Raw genomic sequence first — 14,497 nt, forward strand, 5'->3', positions numbered from 1 at the left:
TGTCACGAAGCGGAGGCCACGTCGATAAAGCCCGTGGATGTGCCGAGGGCGGTGCATTGAAGGGAGCGCTGTGCGCAGGTTTGGTATGCCTCGCGGAACGCACCTCTGTTCTCTTTCTGACCTCTCAGAAACCGATTCGTATCTGTTCACCGTGCGTGAATTGGATGGCAGCGAAGAGGAAGTCATCCTCGTCAATCTCGCAGACTGCGTCGCGGCGTGGAAGAACTTCTGCCAGCACGAAACCGACCAACGGCTCGACCGCGGGACGGGCGCGGCTATCCGTGACGGCGAGCTCATTTGCCCCAAACACGGCTCGATGTTCGACGGCTGTTCTGGGCACTGCGACAACGGCAAAGCCGCAGGCTCGACGCTCGTGGAGGTGGAAATAACGGTCGAAGATGGCGACGTGTATCTCACGGATGCAAAATGTCGGTTCGTCCGCGAGGGTGGCATCGACGACGGAGACGACATGCCCTCGTCGTCCTCGCACCTCTCGTTTTAAGCCTCGTCGCTCGCTGGCGTGAGCGTCGTCGGGTCCAGTGCACCTTCGAGATAGTCGATTCCTCGCTCGGTGATGCGATAGACGACCTCGTCGCTGATTGCTTCGAGCAGGCCGTAGGCACAGAGCACCTCGATGCGCTGTTCGACGTATTTCAAGTGCATGCCAAGCCGGTTGGCGATGAGCGGTGCGTAGTCCGGGCGCTCGCGCTGGAGATAGTCCAGAATCCTGTGGTCAGCGGAGTGCATCCATGCTGCTCGCTGGGTCATTGTAGCCATCGATACCCTTAGGAGTTATGCGACTCGGTAGCATATAACACTATCTCCGGCGTGCGCCGTGTTGGCTCGGTCTGCGAGGCATCTGTGGGCTGTCCCCCGCAGATAGCCGTGCTGGCTCCCGGTTTGGGGACTTCGCGATACTCATTAGTAACCGTTATACGGCGTCCGTTCGACGCTTGAGGCATGCAACGACGCGCCGCGGCCATATTTGCAGTGTTCTTCGTCGTTGCCGGTGCGGGGGCCTACGGGCTCATCGCAACGGCCGAACAGCCGCACATCAAACTGGATAGCCCCACGTACGGCATGAACGACACGGTCACGGTCGGCGACCGAACGTACACGGTGACGAAAATCGCCCTCGAAGAGTCGGGCGGCGGCGGGCACGGCGGCGGCGGTGGTGCCAGCTACGCCGGTGAACTCCAGTGGACGAACCAGTCTGCGGAATACACCGCGGAGTTAGCGAACAACTCGACCGTTCCGTACAACGACGGGACGTACCGCGTCCTCGTCCCGAACGGCACGAACGTCTCTTCGTTCGCGCTCCACCAGGAGTTCAACGTCACCCAGCGGCTGGCCGCTGACCCTGCCGTGGACAACGAAACCATCACCCGCAACGGCGAGCGCTACGTCGTCTACTCAGAAAACGAGAGCCTCCGACTGCTCTCTGAGTACCTCCCCGACCCGGACACCCAAGAGTTCCAGACCGGTGACCAAATCCAGTACCAGAACAACTCGACCACCGTCAAGAGCGTGTCTTCGAGTGGGGTAACCGTCGATTGGTTCGCGCCAAAAACCAACACCATCGAACTCTCCCAAGGGGGTAACGTGACCCTCTCCGGTGAGTCCTACGTCGCGAACTTCGTCTCCGAAGAGGAAGTGCAGCTCTCGCCAAACTACGACGAGTTCGCCGCACAAGAGCACGAAATCACCGAGTTCGAAGACACCATCAACGGACTTTGGGGCGTCACCATCTTGAGCCTCCTCTCGGTCATCTTCATGGTTACCTTCGCGTACCTCCCGAACAAAGGCTAATCCGGTCTACGCTTTTCTTCCAGCCCACACGAACCCTGCGCCGAGAGCCGCCGCCACGAGCGCCCCACCCACCTGTATCCCCGCGGCAAGCGCGCTCGCTTTGGTCGTCCACGGCATTCCCGCGATGGTTGCGAGACTCACGAGGATGAGAAAGACACCAGTCGCCGTCAAAAGAAGTGAGAGTGTGGAAGCGACGAGTTTCATGCCTGTTTCTGTGTTCGGTTTTGAGATAAAGGTGAGCCAAACGCGGAGCGTTTGGCGAACGACGAAGCGATTTCTAATCGCTTCGGAAGTGAGTGAATCCGGAGGATTCACGAATCACGATGCGGCTCTGCCACATCGGCGGTGTGCTCCTCCGGAGCACAGGACGGTAAATTTGTTTGCTGGAAGTGAGTAATCGCGGAGCGATTACGAACGACGACGCGGTCTGTGCCCGCTGGATTTGAACGCCAGTCGCAGACAAGCTGCTCCCTGCTTCAAATCCCTTCAGTGTCGAAACAGCACTCGCTCGCGGGAGAATGTAACGGGCTGGAAGGGATTTGAACCCCTGGCCGTCTGGTTAAAAGCCAGACGCTCTGCCTAACTGAGCTACCAGCCCTGTACTTCCATCTACCGGTGGTTAGTGGTAAACCTTTACGATTCCGTCTGCGGGTTTGCTACTCGTCACCCCACACAGTATCGAGTGCCTCAGCGACGATGTCGCCGGGTTCGACGCCTTGGTTTGAGGCTTTCCGACGGAGTTCACGGTAGGCGTCCATCGGCAGTGAAAGGGTGACTTCGCCGGGGTGGACGCCCTGTTCTGCGAGAGCGGCTTCGATGCTCTCGCCGTTGTTGATGGCGCTCGCAGTGGCGCGCACCTGCCGAACGGTGAGGTCGTTGTCGAGGACGGCCCACGCAAGCAGGAAACGCGATTCGCCCCGGACGCGAGCGATGTGTTTGGCGGCGGTCGGAGCGATTTCGCCTTGGGCGACGTGACGGCGGATGGCCCGCGGGAGGTCGTGGACGCGCGCCCACTTGCGGATGAAGGAGACAGTGACGCCGCCGTCAGCGCGGGCGGCTGCGGCTTTGTAGGAGCCTTCACCGCGCACGAGGGCGGCGCAGGCGGCCGCGCCTTCGAGCATGTAGACGTAGTCTTCGTCGCCGATGGTGTTGTTTGCGAAGTCGCGCACCGTTTGGGCGGCGGCGGCGAGGCTTTCTGGGTCGTTGGGGTCGAAGCGGGCGGCTTCCTGTGCGCGTTCGCCGGTGACCGACGGGTCGCCGCGGATGACGGGTTCACCGACGGGCGACTCGCGGCCTGCACCTATCTCGTCGCGTCGCCGCGGCTCTCTCATAGGACGCCGTAGGAGGATGGAACGTAAAAATCTGCGCGTGGCGTGCACGGTCTGCGCACAGCTATCGACGGCCGTGTCGTCAGTCGTCTGCGGCTTCGCGTTGCTCTGAGAGCTTCTCCCAGATTTCGGTGCAGCCACTGCCATCTTCGAGATCGTCTAAGTGGCTCGCAGCGTGGTCGTTTGCTTGTTCTGAATCGGTGTCTGTGTTCGATGTCTGGTTACTCAAGTGGTGTCCCTCCGTTCGATTGATGCGCGCTCTGCGTCGAAAGATGAGAACGCGCCGGTGTCGGGGTTCGCTGACCTATCACCTCGTAGAAGCCTAACTCAAATAAGCCCGCGCTCACCTGAAAGTCTGACCCACAAAACCGCTTGTCGGCAACATCGCCCGCTTTCTGCGACGCCCAAGCTGTGCTACAATCACGCGCCTGCGTGCGTTTTTCTCAGTTCTGTCTGTCACCACCGCCGGGGAACGTTGCTCGGGCCGGTGGGCTTTGGGTCGTTCGGGGGTAAGCACGGGCATGACAGTCGCCGTCCACACGCTCGACGACGGGGCGTGGATAAGCGTAAACGACGCCCGCAGAGTCAGCGTGAGCGACCTCTGGTTGCTCGCCCGACACGACGTGTGCGCCTGTGAGGTGGCCGATTTCCTCGCAGAGGCGTTCGTCAGCGTCTCCGTCGCAGACGGCGACATCGCCGCGAAAATCGCGGGTCGCTGTATCCTGTGTGGCGAAGAAAGCGTCACCGATTGGGTGACCGTGGGCCGAGTCGTAGACGGGGAGTTTCACGGCGTCGTCCCTGAAAGTGTGCACATTCCTCGGCTTCGCCACCGAGAGTCGGCTCGATAAAAGGAGCAACATTCTCCGCAATTAGGCAGACGCGGGGATGATTGACGGCACGCTTGGGCGTATATGAACCTAGGACAACTAGCCAGATATGCCAACCAAAGTCGAGGGCTGGAAAGACGAGACCTACGGTCTCGAAATTCGAGACCACCTCGAACGATTCGCCGAGGAGGGCTTCGAAGCCATCCCCGAAGACGAACACGACGCCTGGTTCGAACGCTTCAAATGGTGGGGACTGTACCACCAGCGCTCCGGTCAAGAGAGCTACTTTATGATGCGCGTCGGCGTCCCGATGGGCCGGCTCACGCCAGAACAGCTTCGCGTCGTCGGAGAGATTGCACAGGACTACGCAACCGGTCCCGCCGACAACCCCGAGTGGCCTGGCGCGGTCTGTGACTGGACGACCCGTCAGTCGATTCAACTCCACTGGATTCAACTCGAAGATATCCCGGACATCTTCTCCCGACTCGAAGCAGTCGGCCTCTCGACCATCCAAGCCTGCGGTGACTCGTGGCGCAACATCGTCGGCAGCCCGGTCGCAGGCCGCGACGCAGACGAGCACGTAGACGTCTGGCCCCTCGTTCAAGAACTCAACGAGGAGTTCAAAGGCAACGAAGCCTACTCGAACCTCCCGCGCAAGTGGAAGGTGTCCGTGACCGGCGACACACGGGGAGCCGGACAGGGCGACATCAACGACCTTGCCTTCGAACCCGCGACCAAAGAAATCGACGGCGAGGAAGTCACCGGCTTCAACGTCCGCGTCGGCGGCGGCCTCGCACGCAAAGAGCCGCGCATCGCCCGCGACATCGACGTGTTCTGTCGCCCCGAGGAGATGACCGACGTGTCGGCCGGTATCTCCGCGCTGTTTCGCGACCACGGCGACCGCGACAACCGCTTCAACGCCCGCATCAAGTTCCTCATGGACGAGTGGGGGCCAGAGAAGTTCCGCAGCGTGCTCCAAGACGACTACATCGACTACGAACTCGAAACCGCGGGCGACGACCTGCGCCACGAGTACGACTACAACGCCGGGCGAAACGACGCGCCGGGCGACTACATCGGCGTCCACGAACAGAGCGACGGCCAGTACTTCGTCGGTCTCTACGTCCTCGTTGGCCGCCAAGATGCAGCAGACGTCATCGAACTCGCAGACCTCGCTGAGGAGTACGGCTCTGAGATGATTGGCCTCACCCAGCGCCAGAACATCATCGTTGCAGACATCGCAGAAGAAGACCTCGACGACTTCCTCGCAGAGCCACTCTTAGAGGAGTACTCGCCAGACCCACACCCGTTCATGCGCGGGTCGATTGCGTGTACGGGAACCGAGTACTGCTCGCTCTCCATCGTGGAGACGAAAAACCGGATGGTGCGCTACGGCCGCTGGCTGCGCGACAACGTCGAGTTGCCAGAAGGGCTCACCGACTTCCACATCCACCTCTCTGGCTGTACCGCCTCGTGCGCCCAGCCACAGATTGCGGACATCAGCCTTCGGGGCATGAAGACGCGCAAGGACGGCGACCCCGTCGAAGCGTTCGACATCGGCCTCGGCGGCGGTCTCGGTGAGAACCCGCAGTTCGCAGAATGGGTCGAGATGCGCGTCGCCGCAGACGAGGTGCCGGGCTACATCAAGAACCTCCTGCAGGTGTACGAAGCCCAGCGCGAGGAGGGCCAGAGCTTCCGTGACTTCATCGCCGCGAAGGACGAAGACGACCTCCAAGGCCTCGCTGAACCGGAGGAAACCTCGTACGAAGACCCGTTCATGCACAACACGAAGATGACGTGGTACCCGTACGCAGAAGACGACGCAATGGACGCCTCGCCAGCGCCAGCAAACGACTGATGGCAGACCGACTCATGACGGTCAACGCGTACACCACGCTTGACCTCGTAGACGGCGAGGCGAAAGGCCACGGCTTCACCGAGGAAGCATTTGCGACACTCAACGTCACTTCGCCGAGAAAAAATCCAGACCACGTCTCACTCCAACTCGAACTCGACCCGACGGAACTCGACACCCTCGCGCCGCACGCCGATTCGGTGCGACTGTCGCCAGAGCAGGCTCGCAAACTCGCCGCAGACCTCGAAAAACACGCGGAGAACGTCGAACAGGCCTAGGCTCTCGGGTTCGCGTTTGCCCGCCAGTATGACTGTAACTCGCGCTCGCTGACGTGGTCTACCCCACCAGCGAGTTCTCGACACACCCGCTGCTCGAACCCATCTGCGTCCGCGAGAAAGCCCCGCTTGAACTCCTCTACGAGTTCGTACGTCCATTTGTCGCCAACCACGCCCGCAGGGAGCTGGTGGTCGCGCAGCTCATCTGCGAACTCGGTGTAGCCCGTCTCCCGAAGGACGCGCTCTGCGGTGGCAAACCGATCCATCGCGTGGCCGATTCCGTGGTGAAATTCGAGAAACTTTCCGTAGGCACGATACAGGTCTTCGATACCGAGTTGGAGTTCGTGTAAGGCTGCCTTCTCCGCTGGACCGAGGTCGTGTTGGGCCATGCTAAACATACGGTCGCACGGGAGAAAAAGGATTTCTCGGTTACGCGTCGAGGCGCGCCACTTCGTCGGCAGCAAGGGTGATGCCGGAGGCGGCGACGTTCTCTTCTAAATGCGTCAGACTGGAGGTGCCCGGAATCGGGAGCATGACCGGCGAGTGCTGCAGCAACCACGCGAGGGCAATCTGATAGCGCGTGGCGCTGTGGGTCGCGGCGATCTCGTCGAGCATCTCGCCCGTCTTGCCGAGGTCGCCCGCGCCGAGCGGGAACCACGGGATGAAGCCGATGTCTTCGTCCTCGCACACCGAGAGAACGTCCTCTGATTCGCGCTCTTTGATGGAGTATCGGTTCTGGACCGTGGCGATGTCTACCAGCTCGCGGGCGGTCTCTAACTGCTCTACGCTCACGTTGCTGAGCCCGACGTGGCGAATCACGCCCTCGTCTTTGAGTTCTGCGAGTGTTTCCACCGAGTCTTCGAACGGCGTGTCCGGGTCGGGGCGGTGGAACTGATAGAGGTCAATCGCGTCGAGACCGAGGCGGTCGAGGCTGGCAAGGTGGGCGTTCCTGAGGTAGTCGGGGTTGCCACACGGTTTCCAGTCGGTCTCTCGGTTGCGAAGCAGACCGCCTTTCGTCGCAATCACGAGATCGTCCGCGTAGGGCGTGAGTGCCTCACGGATGAGTCGCTCACTGGTTCCCGGGCCGTAGGAGTCTGCGGTGTCGATGAAGTTGACGCCCAGTTCGACTGCGGTTTGGAGTACTTCCTTTGCGTTCGCGACGTCGTTTGGCTCACCGATGATGCCGTCGCCGGTGATGCGCATCGCGCCGAAGCCGAGCCGGTTGACGGTAAGCTCGCCACCGATGTCGAAGGTGTCGCTTTGATTGGAGACCATCGCCGTACCTTCGGATGCCACACAGAAAGGGGTTCGTCTGGCGGCATCGAGAGCCCGACGGCTCTTGAAACTGAACAGTTGCTCGCCCTCTCCGAGCAGTATCGGCTGACCGTCCACTGCTGTCCAGCACGTGGTAAATATTGGCACTAATTAGTTAAAAAATTGGCAAAAATATTTTATTGCATGATATGTGAAGGCATAGAACATGGCTCCACACTTCGGGATACTATCCCTCGCACCACCGCTTCTCGCCATTGCGCTGGCGATTATCACCCGACGGGCGATGCTTTCGCTGTTCGTCGGCGTGTGGATTGGTGCGGTCATTTACGCTGGAAACATCGGTGTCGCCCAAACGTTCGAGTGGATTGTAAACGCAATCGGAGCGAGTACGTTTAACGCAACGATTCTCGTGTTCGTGATGTTACTCGGGGCGGGTATCGCGCTCATCTGGAAGCTAGGGGGCGCACACGCCATCACCAAATTCGCAACGCGCCGTATCAACTCTCACCGAAAAATCGGCATCTCGACCTGGCTGCTCGGCATTCTCTGGTGCTTCGACGACTACGCCAACAACGCCATCGTCGGCAGTTCGATGAAGAACCTCGCAGACGAACTCAAGATGTCGCGCGAAAAACTCGCCTACATCCTCGACTCGACTGCCGCACCCGTGGCGACAATCGGGATCTCGAGCTGGGTCGCCTTCGAAATCGGCCTCATCGAAACCCAGTATCAAGAACTCGGCATTGCAGACCAGACGCCGTCTGCCGCAGCAACGTTCATCCAGAGCATTCCGTACAACATGTACTCCATTCTCGCGGTGGTGATGGTCGGCATCATCGTCATCTCGGGGCGGGACTTCGGTGAGATGCTCACCGCCGAAAATCGGGCGGTGAAAACGGGCAACGTCATCCGCGAGGACGCAAATGCGCTGCAGAACATCAAAGAAGAGTTGGGCGAACCGGTCACCGAGGACGCCCCGCTTCGCGTGTTCGCACTGCCGGTGTTCGCCCTCGTTGCGACCGTCATCGGCGGTGCGGTGATGATGGGATATGCACCCGACCGAACGTTCATCGAGATGGTCAACAACACCGCCGTTGCGACCGCGCTTGTCTGGGGGTCGTTCGCCATGGTTTCGACCGCCATCCTCCTCGCACTCAGCGAAGGGCTCATGTCTATCTCCGAGTCGATGGAGACCGTCTTAGACGGCTTCGGGACGATGCTCCCTGCGATAAGCATTCTCGTACTCGCGTGGTCGATTGGCTCCGTTGCCTCTGCGCTCGGCACCGGCGCGTACGTCACCCAGTACGCAACCGGCGTCGTCTCACCGTTGATGGTTCCCGTCGTCGTGTTCTTCACCTCGGCGTTCATCGCCTTCGCCATCGGTACCTCGTGGGGGACGATGTCGATTATGACGCCAATCGTGATTCCACTCGCGTGGTCGATTGGCAGTAACGACCCACATTTCCTCGCCGTCGCCGTCGGTGCGATGTTCAGCGGTGCGGTGTTCGGTGACAACTGCTCGCCCATCTCTGACACCACCGTCCTCGCCTCGACGTTCGCGGGGTCAGACCACATCGACCACGTCCGCACGCAGATGTACTACGCGTTTACGGTGCTCATCGCCACGGGCGTGATTTACGTCCTGTACGGCATCACGAACCTCAGCCCGCTCATCTTGCTCCCACTCGGCGTCGTGACGCTGGTGGTGCTGGTGTACGGCTTCTCCGAACTCGATGCCCGGCGCAAGGACATCTCCGCGAAGCCCGGTGCTTCAAGTGGTTTGCGAACCGGACTGACGAGCGACGACTGACCCACCCCGACCGCCGCGATTTTTCCGCAGTTTTTGCGTCTCATCCGCCACTTCTCGGAACGCCAATTTTACTGACATTAATCGCGAGGGCTAAACACAGAACAATCATTACGGAATGTTCCGAACGTAGTCTATGGACGAGAAGGATATTCGGATTCTCAAAGCAATCGGGACGCTCGGCTCTGGCAGTCCAGACAGGATTACAGACGAGACGGGAATCCCGAAATCGACCGTTCACTATCGGCTCAAAAAACTCCAAGAAGACGGAATCATCGAGAACGAAGTGTTCGACATCAACTTCAAGAAAGCAGGCCTTGGCTTGACCCTCATCACCGAGGTGTGGGCGGAGTACGATTCCGGGTATCACAAGACCGTAGGCGAGAAGTTGGGGGCCATAAACGGGGTCAATCAGGTCTATTTCACGCTTGGCGACACGGACTTCATTCTCGTCTCACACCTTATGTCGCGTGAGATGGTCGAAGAGCTCATCGAAGCCTTCGAGGACGTAGACGAAATCGACAGAACGAGTTCGACGTTCGTCATCACGACGCTGAAAAACGAGCCAAACCCGTTCAACGACTACGATATCGAGAAACTGATGACGAAACTCTTACCGGAGATGGACTGACACTCGACGAGCCGGTTCAGAGTAGCGTCGTTTAGCGAACACTGCGGTCTGCTTGTTGCTGAGCGCGTCCCAGTGGCGCAATTGCTGGTCATCTTGAAACCAACAAGCGCACGCCAGCACGGAGTTTTATTCTTTGTTAGGAGTGAACACAAAACAAGGTTTTTATCCTTCTTCTGCAAAGGGCGTAATATGGTCGACCTACTCTTGGTCATCCAACAAATTTTTAACGGGATTTTGTTTGGTGGCCAACTTGCATTGGTGGCGGTTGGACTCACACTCATTTGGGGTGTGACTCGTATCCTCAACTTCGCCCACGGTGCAATGTTTATGATGGGTGGTTACGCCGGCTTTCTCACCTTCGAGCTAACGGGCAACGCGTTGTTGGCGCTTCCGGGCGCGGTTCTCGTCGTGTTCGTCCTCGGCATGGTGACGGAGTTTGGGGTAGTCCGCCGCCTTCGGGACAGAGATAACGCTGAATTCGCCGCCATCATCGGGACGTTCGGATTGGCAGTAGTTCTAGAAAACGTCGTTCGAGCCTCCGCGCTTGGTTCCACCCGACGAACGCTTCCCACCATCGTGCCGGGCGTGTGGGAAGTCGGGCCGTTTTTCTTCGTGGCAGAACAGGTGTATCTGTTCATCGTCGCGCTCGCCGCACTCGGCGTGCTCTTTGCGGTTATCAAATATACGCGCCTTGGCATGGCGATGCGCGCGGTTGCCCAAGACCAGAACACGGCAAAGCTCATGGGCGTTCGCTCTGATCGCATCTACGCCATCACCTTCGGCATCAGTGCGGCGCTTGCCGGACTCGCGGGCGCGTTGCTCGCCCCGATTTTCAACATCTACCCCTCTGTGGGCTGGCAACCGTTCTTGCTCGCGTTCATCGTGGTTATCATCGGCGGCCTCGGAAGCGTCCGTGGCACGCTGATTGCGGCGTTGCTCATCGGCGTCCTCCGCAGTGTGAGCCTCACGTTCACGTCGAGCCAGCAGACTTCGATGTTGCTCTTTCTCGCGATGATTGTGATTCTGATTGTGAAGCCAACCGGCATCGGAGGCGTGATCGACGGATGAGCCTCGCAGAGTCGCTTCGCCTGACGCTTTCACGGACGCAAACCCGACTCAGCGAAGACCTTCTCGGGCCGAAAGGCGTTATCTTCGCACTCGGCGTTCTGTTCGCGCTCGGCGCGCCGTTCTTCCTCCGCCAGTTCCATTTGAGTGTAACGCTCCAGATTCTCATCTTCATCCTCGCAGTTTCCAGTTGGAACCTGCTTGCTGGCTACTTCGGCATGTTCAGTTTCACGCACGCGGCGCTCTACGGCGTCGGCGCGTACGCAACGGTCATCTGCGCTGCTGAGTTCGGCATTCCACCGGTGCTGGCGCTCGTCATCGGCGGGCTGCTTGCGGGGCTGTTTAGCCTCCCGATTACGATTCCGTCGCTCCGACTCAGCGGGTCGTATCTCGCGATGGTGACGCTCGCATTCGCCGAAATCATTCACCTTGCGGTCATCACGTTCCGCGACGTGACCAACGGGCCAACGGGCTACACCGGCTTCGCACCGATGTTCGGCGGCGACCGGATTGTCTTCTATTACTTCGTGTTGGTGCTCGTCCTCGCACTGCTTCTCGTGCAGTACGCCCTGCTCGTCTCTCGATTCGGACTGATTGCACGGGCGATTCGTGAGGCAGAGGATGCCGCACAGATGCTCGGCAACGACACCTACCGCCACAAGCTCGTCGGCTTCTTCATCGGCTCGTCGCTCGCCGGTGTCGCCGGGGGCCTGCAGGCGTACAACATCCTCATCATCTCCCCGCCGATGCTCGAACTCAACCAGATGATTCAGTTCATGGCAATGAGCATCATCGGCGGGCTCGGGACGTTCAGCGGCGCAATCGTCGGCGTCATCGCCGTCGTCGGTGTCGCGGAGTTGCTCCGTGGCGTTATCGAACAGCGCCTGCTCATCTGGGGGCTGTTGTTGATGTTGGTTATCCTGTTTTTCCCCAGCGGACTCGCGGGCAGCGCCACGCAACGCGATATCCTCAAACAGCAGTTCGACGGATTCACTGACCGCTTTAGCGACACGGAGGAGCGTGACAAATGACTGCACTACTCGAAATTGACGGACTGAAAAAGTCGTTTGGCGGCCTCGTCGCCGTAGACGGGCTGGACTTCGAAATCGAACGCGGCGAAATCGTCGGCCTCATCGGCCCGAACGGGAGTGGGAAGACGACGACGTTCAACCTCACCACGGGATTCCTTGCGGCTGACGACGGACGCATCGTGTTCGACGGCACCGAAATCACGTCGAGTTCGACCCACGAAATCGCAACGCTTGGTCTTGGCCGGACGTTTCAGGAGACGAAGCCGTTTGGCAAACTCACCGTGTTCGAGAACATGCTCGTCCCCCAATCGCCGCTCTCTGGCGAGGCAAAACTCCAACACGCACGCAAACTATTGGACGACTTAGAACTCTCCCGGGTTGCCGACAGCCACGGCGAGGATCTGAGTGGTGGGCAGAAGAAACTGCTCGAGATCGCGCGGGTGTTGATGCTCGACCCAGACCTCATCTTACTCGACGAGCCAAGCGCCGGGGTGAATCCGGCGCTCATGGACGACATCTTAGACCACATCGCAAAACTCAACGAGAACGGGAGAACCATCCTCATAATCGAACACGACATGTCCATCGTCGCCGAGCTCTGTGACCGCGTCATCGTCATGAACAACGGACAGAACATCGCGAGCGGCACGTTCGAAGAAGTACAGCAAAACGACCTTGTGAGAGAAGCCTACCTCGGAGGACAATAACAATGAGCGAACAGTCTGCACTCATTCTCGACGGCGTCGATACTGGCTACGGCGAGAATCAGGTGCTTCACGACCTGTCGATGGACGTCAAAGTCGGCCGGGTAAACTGCATCATCGGGCCGAACGGGAGCGGGAAATCGACCTCGCTCAAGGCGATGAACGGACTCGTCCCCATCTGGGACGGCACCTTAGAAATTCTCGGCGAAGACATGACCGACGCCACGCCGCGAGAAATCGTCGAACGCGGCATCGTCACCGTCCCACAGGGCGGCAACGTGTTCCCGGAGATGACCGTCAAAGAGAACCTGCGGATGGGTGCGTATCTCGAATCCGATAGCGACGTGCTTGCAGAACGGTACGAACACGTCTACGAGACGTTCCCCGTCCTCCGCGAGCGCGCGAGCCAACACGCCGGGTCGATGAGTGGTGGCCAGCAGGCGATGTTGGCACTCGGCCGCGCGCTGATGGCCGACCCGAAATTCCTCTTGCTCGACGAACCGAGCGCCGGGCTTGCGCCGAACCTTATTGACGATGTGTTCGAGCATCTTGCACGCCTCAAGGATGCGGGCATCGACATGATCATCGTCGAACAGAACGTCCGGAAGGTCCTCAACATCGCCGAGTACATCTACATCTTAGACCAGGGCTCGGTGTCCTTCGAGGGCCGGAAAGACGAGCTCACCGACGAAGATGAATTAGTCGAGATGTACCTCGGGCGTCGGTCAACCTGACCATGCCCACCTCGATTTCGTGTGACGTACTGATTATCGGTGGCGGTGCGGTGGGGACGAGCGTGGCAAGGGGGGTCGCAGAACGCGGCGGCGACGCGATGCTTCTCGAAGCGGCCTCGATTGGCAACGGGAGCACCGCGAAAGCCGCGGGCATGTTCCGCAGCCAGTTTTCCACCCTAGAGACGGCACACTTCGCCGCCCGAAGCGTGCCGGTTTTCGAAGCCCTCGAACGTCAAATCGGGATTGGTCTCCACCAGCCGGGCTACCTGCTGCTCGGCGGAGCCGACTACCGCGAGAAACTCGAACAGGCCGCCGACAACGCCGAGCGATTCGACACGCCCGTCACGCGCTACGAGGGGCAGGAATGCAGAAACCGCCTCCCGACACTGTGCGACGACGCGGTTTCCTTTGGCACTGAAGTCACGACCGACGGCTACGCAGACCCGTACCTGTTTGCGACCGCGCAGGCGCAGGCTGTTCGTGAGGCGGGTGCGACGATTCACACGAACACGCCGGTAACTGACCTCTCGATTTCCGACGGCCGTATCGAGGCAGTCACGGCGGGCGACCTCTGTATTCGGCCACAGACCGTCGTGAACGCGGCGGGCGTCTGGGCACCGCGCATCTGCTCGATGGCGGGCGTCTCGCTTCCAATCTCACCGATTCGGACGTTCGCGGTCACGTCGCCGGTTAGCCTCGACGACTCCCCGATGGTGCTCTCGCTCGACCACAACGTCTACTACCGCGAGGAGCCGGGCGGCGGGTCGCTCATCGGCGGGCCAATCTCGGGCCAAACTGCAGACCCGGATGCGTACGATGGCAGCGTCAGTCTCGACATTCTTCTCGAACTCGGTGAACGCGTCGCGCGCGTCGATTCGCGCTTTGTGGACATGGAAATCGAACGCTCGTGGGCGGGCCTGAAAGCGGCCACACCCGATGGCATGCCGATTATCGGTGCGCACACGGCGGTTCCAAATCTCATCACGGCGGCCGGGTACAACGGCCACGGCTTCATGCTCTCTCCGGGCGTCGGCGAGGCCGTCTCTGCGCTCGCACTCGGTGAGTCGCCGTTCGTCTCCCTCTCTCCATTCTCCCCGGCGCGGTTTGCAGACCGCGACTCGCAGAACCAGCACACTCGAATCGGACTCTCATAATT

18 protein-coding genes and 1 tRNA gene are annotated in these 14,497 nt (G+C 60.0%); 12 read left to right on the top strand and 7 right to left on the bottom strand.

Annotation, left to right across the window (positions count from 1 at the left end):
• Nucleotides 1–85: 85 nt before the first annotated feature.
• Nucleotides 86–502, top strand: a complete 417-nt coding sequence (locus tag V5N13_RS09980) for a Rieske (2Fe-2S) protein (protein WP_336360637.1) — start codon at nucleotides 86–88, stop codon at nucleotides 500–502.
• On the opposite strand, the gene V5N13_RS09985 is transcribed toward V5N13_RS09980, so the two are convergent.
• Entirely contained in the window at nucleotides 499–768 is a 270-nt protein-coding gene (locus V5N13_RS09985; RefSeq protein ID WP_336360638.1) for a DUF2250 domain-containing protein, read from the bottom strand. The two genes, V5N13_RS09980 and V5N13_RS09985, sit on opposite strands and share 4 nt — an antisense overlap.
• Nucleotides 769–960: 192 nt before the next feature.
• On the opposite strand from V5N13_RS09985, the gene V5N13_RS09990 reads away from it, so the two are divergent.
• Nucleotides 961–1,809 (top strand): hypothetical protein, encoded by an 849-nt coding sequence (locus V5N13_RS09990; RefSeq protein ID WP_332897761.1) that lies wholly within the window; start codon nucleotides 961–963, stop codon nucleotides 1,807–1,809.
• A 6-nt stretch (nucleotides 1,810–1,815) separates the two neighbouring features.
• Here V5N13_RS09990 and V5N13_RS09995 read toward each other — a convergent pair whose 3' ends face one another.
• The 4 genes from V5N13_RS09995 to V5N13_RS10010 all read right to left on the bottom strand — a co-directional run bounded on the left by V5N13_RS09995 (nucleotide 1,816) and on the right by V5N13_RS10010 (nucleotide 3,366).
• Nucleotides 1,816–2,013, bottom strand: coding sequence for a hypothetical protein (locus tag V5N13_RS09995; protein ID WP_332897762.1), 198 nt, complete (start codon nucleotides 2,011–2,013; stop codon nucleotides 1,816–1,818).
• 320 nt (nucleotides 2,014–2,333) lie between these two features.
• Nucleotides 2,334–2,407 (bottom strand) — tRNA-Lys (locus V5N13_RS10000).
• Between the two features lie 58 nt (nucleotides 2,408–2,465).
• A complete protein-coding gene (locus tag V5N13_RS10005) occupies nucleotides 2,466–3,140 on the bottom strand; it encodes a DUF7119 family protein (protein WP_336360639.1) in 675 nt (224 codons plus the stop codon).
• A gap of 79 nt (nucleotides 3,141–3,219) precedes the next feature.
• Nucleotides 3,220–3,366, bottom strand: a complete 147-nt coding sequence (locus V5N13_RS10010; protein WP_336360640.1) for a hypothetical protein — start codon at nucleotides 3,364–3,366, stop codon at nucleotides 3,220–3,222.
• Between the two features lie 292 nt (nucleotides 3,367–3,658).
• Between V5N13_RS10010 and V5N13_RS10015 the strand changes: the two genes are divergently transcribed.
• From V5N13_RS10015 to V5N13_RS10025, 3 genes are all read left to right on the top strand, one after another.
• A complete protein-coding gene (locus tag V5N13_RS10015) occupies nucleotides 3,659–3,985 on the top strand; it encodes a hypothetical protein (RefSeq protein WP_336360641.1) in 327 nt (108 codons plus the stop codon).
• An 88-nt stretch (nucleotides 3,986–4,073) separates the two neighbouring features.
• The gene (locus tag V5N13_RS10020; RefSeq protein ID WP_336360642.1) at nucleotides 4,074–5,822 is read left to right on the top strand and encodes a nitrite/sulfite reductase; all 1,749 of its coding nucleotides are present in this window, start codon (nucleotides 4,074–4,076) and stop codon (nucleotides 5,820–5,822) included.
• The gene (locus V5N13_RS10025) at nucleotides 5,822–6,097 is read left to right on the top strand and encodes a DUF6360 family protein (protein WP_336360643.1); all 276 of its coding nucleotides are present in this window, start codon (nucleotides 5,822–5,824) and stop codon (nucleotides 6,095–6,097) included. The genes V5N13_RS10020 and V5N13_RS10025 overlap by 1 nt, the downstream gene beginning before the upstream one ends.
• Here V5N13_RS10025 and V5N13_RS10030 read toward each other — a convergent pair.
• Nucleotides 6,094–6,483: a hypothetical protein gene (locus V5N13_RS10030; RefSeq protein WP_336360644.1), complete on the bottom strand. Its 390-nt coding sequence runs from the start codon at nucleotides 6,481–6,483 to the stop codon at nucleotides 6,094–6,096. The two genes, V5N13_RS10025 and V5N13_RS10030, sit on opposite strands and share 4 nt — an antisense overlap.
• 40 nt (nucleotides 6,484–6,523) lie before the next feature.
• Nucleotides 6,524–7,369 (bottom strand): aldo/keto reductase, encoded by an 846-nt coding sequence (locus V5N13_RS10035; protein WP_336360645.1) that lies wholly within the window; start codon nucleotides 7,367–7,369, stop codon nucleotides 6,524–6,526.
• 205 nt (nucleotides 7,370–7,574) lie between these two features.
• Between V5N13_RS10035 and V5N13_RS10040 the strand changes: the two genes are divergently transcribed.
• The 7 genes from V5N13_RS10040 (at nucleotide 7,575) to V5N13_RS10070 (ending at nucleotide 14,495) form a co-directional block, all read left to right on the top strand.
• On the top strand, nucleotides 7,575–9,179 hold the full coding sequence (locus V5N13_RS10040) for a Na+/H+ antiporter NhaC family protein (RefSeq protein WP_336360646.1): 1,605 nt from the start codon (nucleotides 7,575–7,577) through the stop codon (nucleotides 9,177–9,179).
• A 133-nt stretch (nucleotides 9,180–9,312) separates the two neighbouring features.
• Nucleotides 9,313–9,807, top strand: a complete 495-nt coding sequence (locus V5N13_RS10045; protein WP_336360647.1) for an Lrp/AsnC family transcriptional regulator — start codon at nucleotides 9,313–9,315, stop codon at nucleotides 9,805–9,807.
• Nucleotides 9,808–9,996: 189 nt separating this feature from the next.
• Nucleotides 9,997–10,875, top strand: a complete 879-nt coding sequence (locus V5N13_RS10050; RefSeq protein ID WP_336360648.1) for a branched-chain amino acid ABC transporter permease — start codon at nucleotides 9,997–9,999, stop codon at nucleotides 10,873–10,875.
• Nucleotides 10,872–11,903 (top strand): branched-chain amino acid ABC transporter permease, encoded by a 1,032-nt coding sequence (locus V5N13_RS10055; RefSeq protein WP_336360649.1) that lies wholly within the window; start codon nucleotides 10,872–10,874, stop codon nucleotides 11,901–11,903. Before V5N13_RS10050 ends, V5N13_RS10055 begins: the two co-directional genes overlap by 4 nt.
• Nucleotides 11,900–12,610: an ABC transporter ATP-binding protein gene (locus V5N13_RS10060; RefSeq protein ID WP_336360650.1), complete on the top strand. Its 711-nt coding sequence runs from the start codon at nucleotides 11,900–11,902 to the stop codon at nucleotides 12,608–12,610. Before V5N13_RS10055 ends, V5N13_RS10060 begins: the two co-directional genes overlap by 4 nt.
• Nucleotides 12,611–12,612: 2 nt before the next feature.
• Nucleotides 12,613–13,341: an ABC transporter ATP-binding protein gene (locus tag V5N13_RS10065; protein WP_336360651.1), complete on the top strand. Its 729-nt coding sequence runs from the start codon at nucleotides 12,613–12,615 to the stop codon at nucleotides 13,339–13,341.
• Between the two features lie 2 nt (nucleotides 13,342–13,343).
• On the top strand, nucleotides 13,344–14,495 hold the full coding sequence (locus V5N13_RS10070; protein ID WP_336360652.1) for an NAD(P)/FAD-dependent oxidoreductase: 1,152 nt from the start codon (nucleotides 13,344–13,346) through the stop codon (nucleotides 14,493–14,495).
• The last annotated feature ends 2 nt before the right edge of the window (nucleotides 14,496–14,497 follow it).

The organism is Haladaptatus sp. ZSTT2, from assembly GCF_037081775.1.
Taxonomy (GTDB): Archaea; Halobacteriota; Halobacteria; order Halobacteriales; family Halococcaceae; genus QDMS2.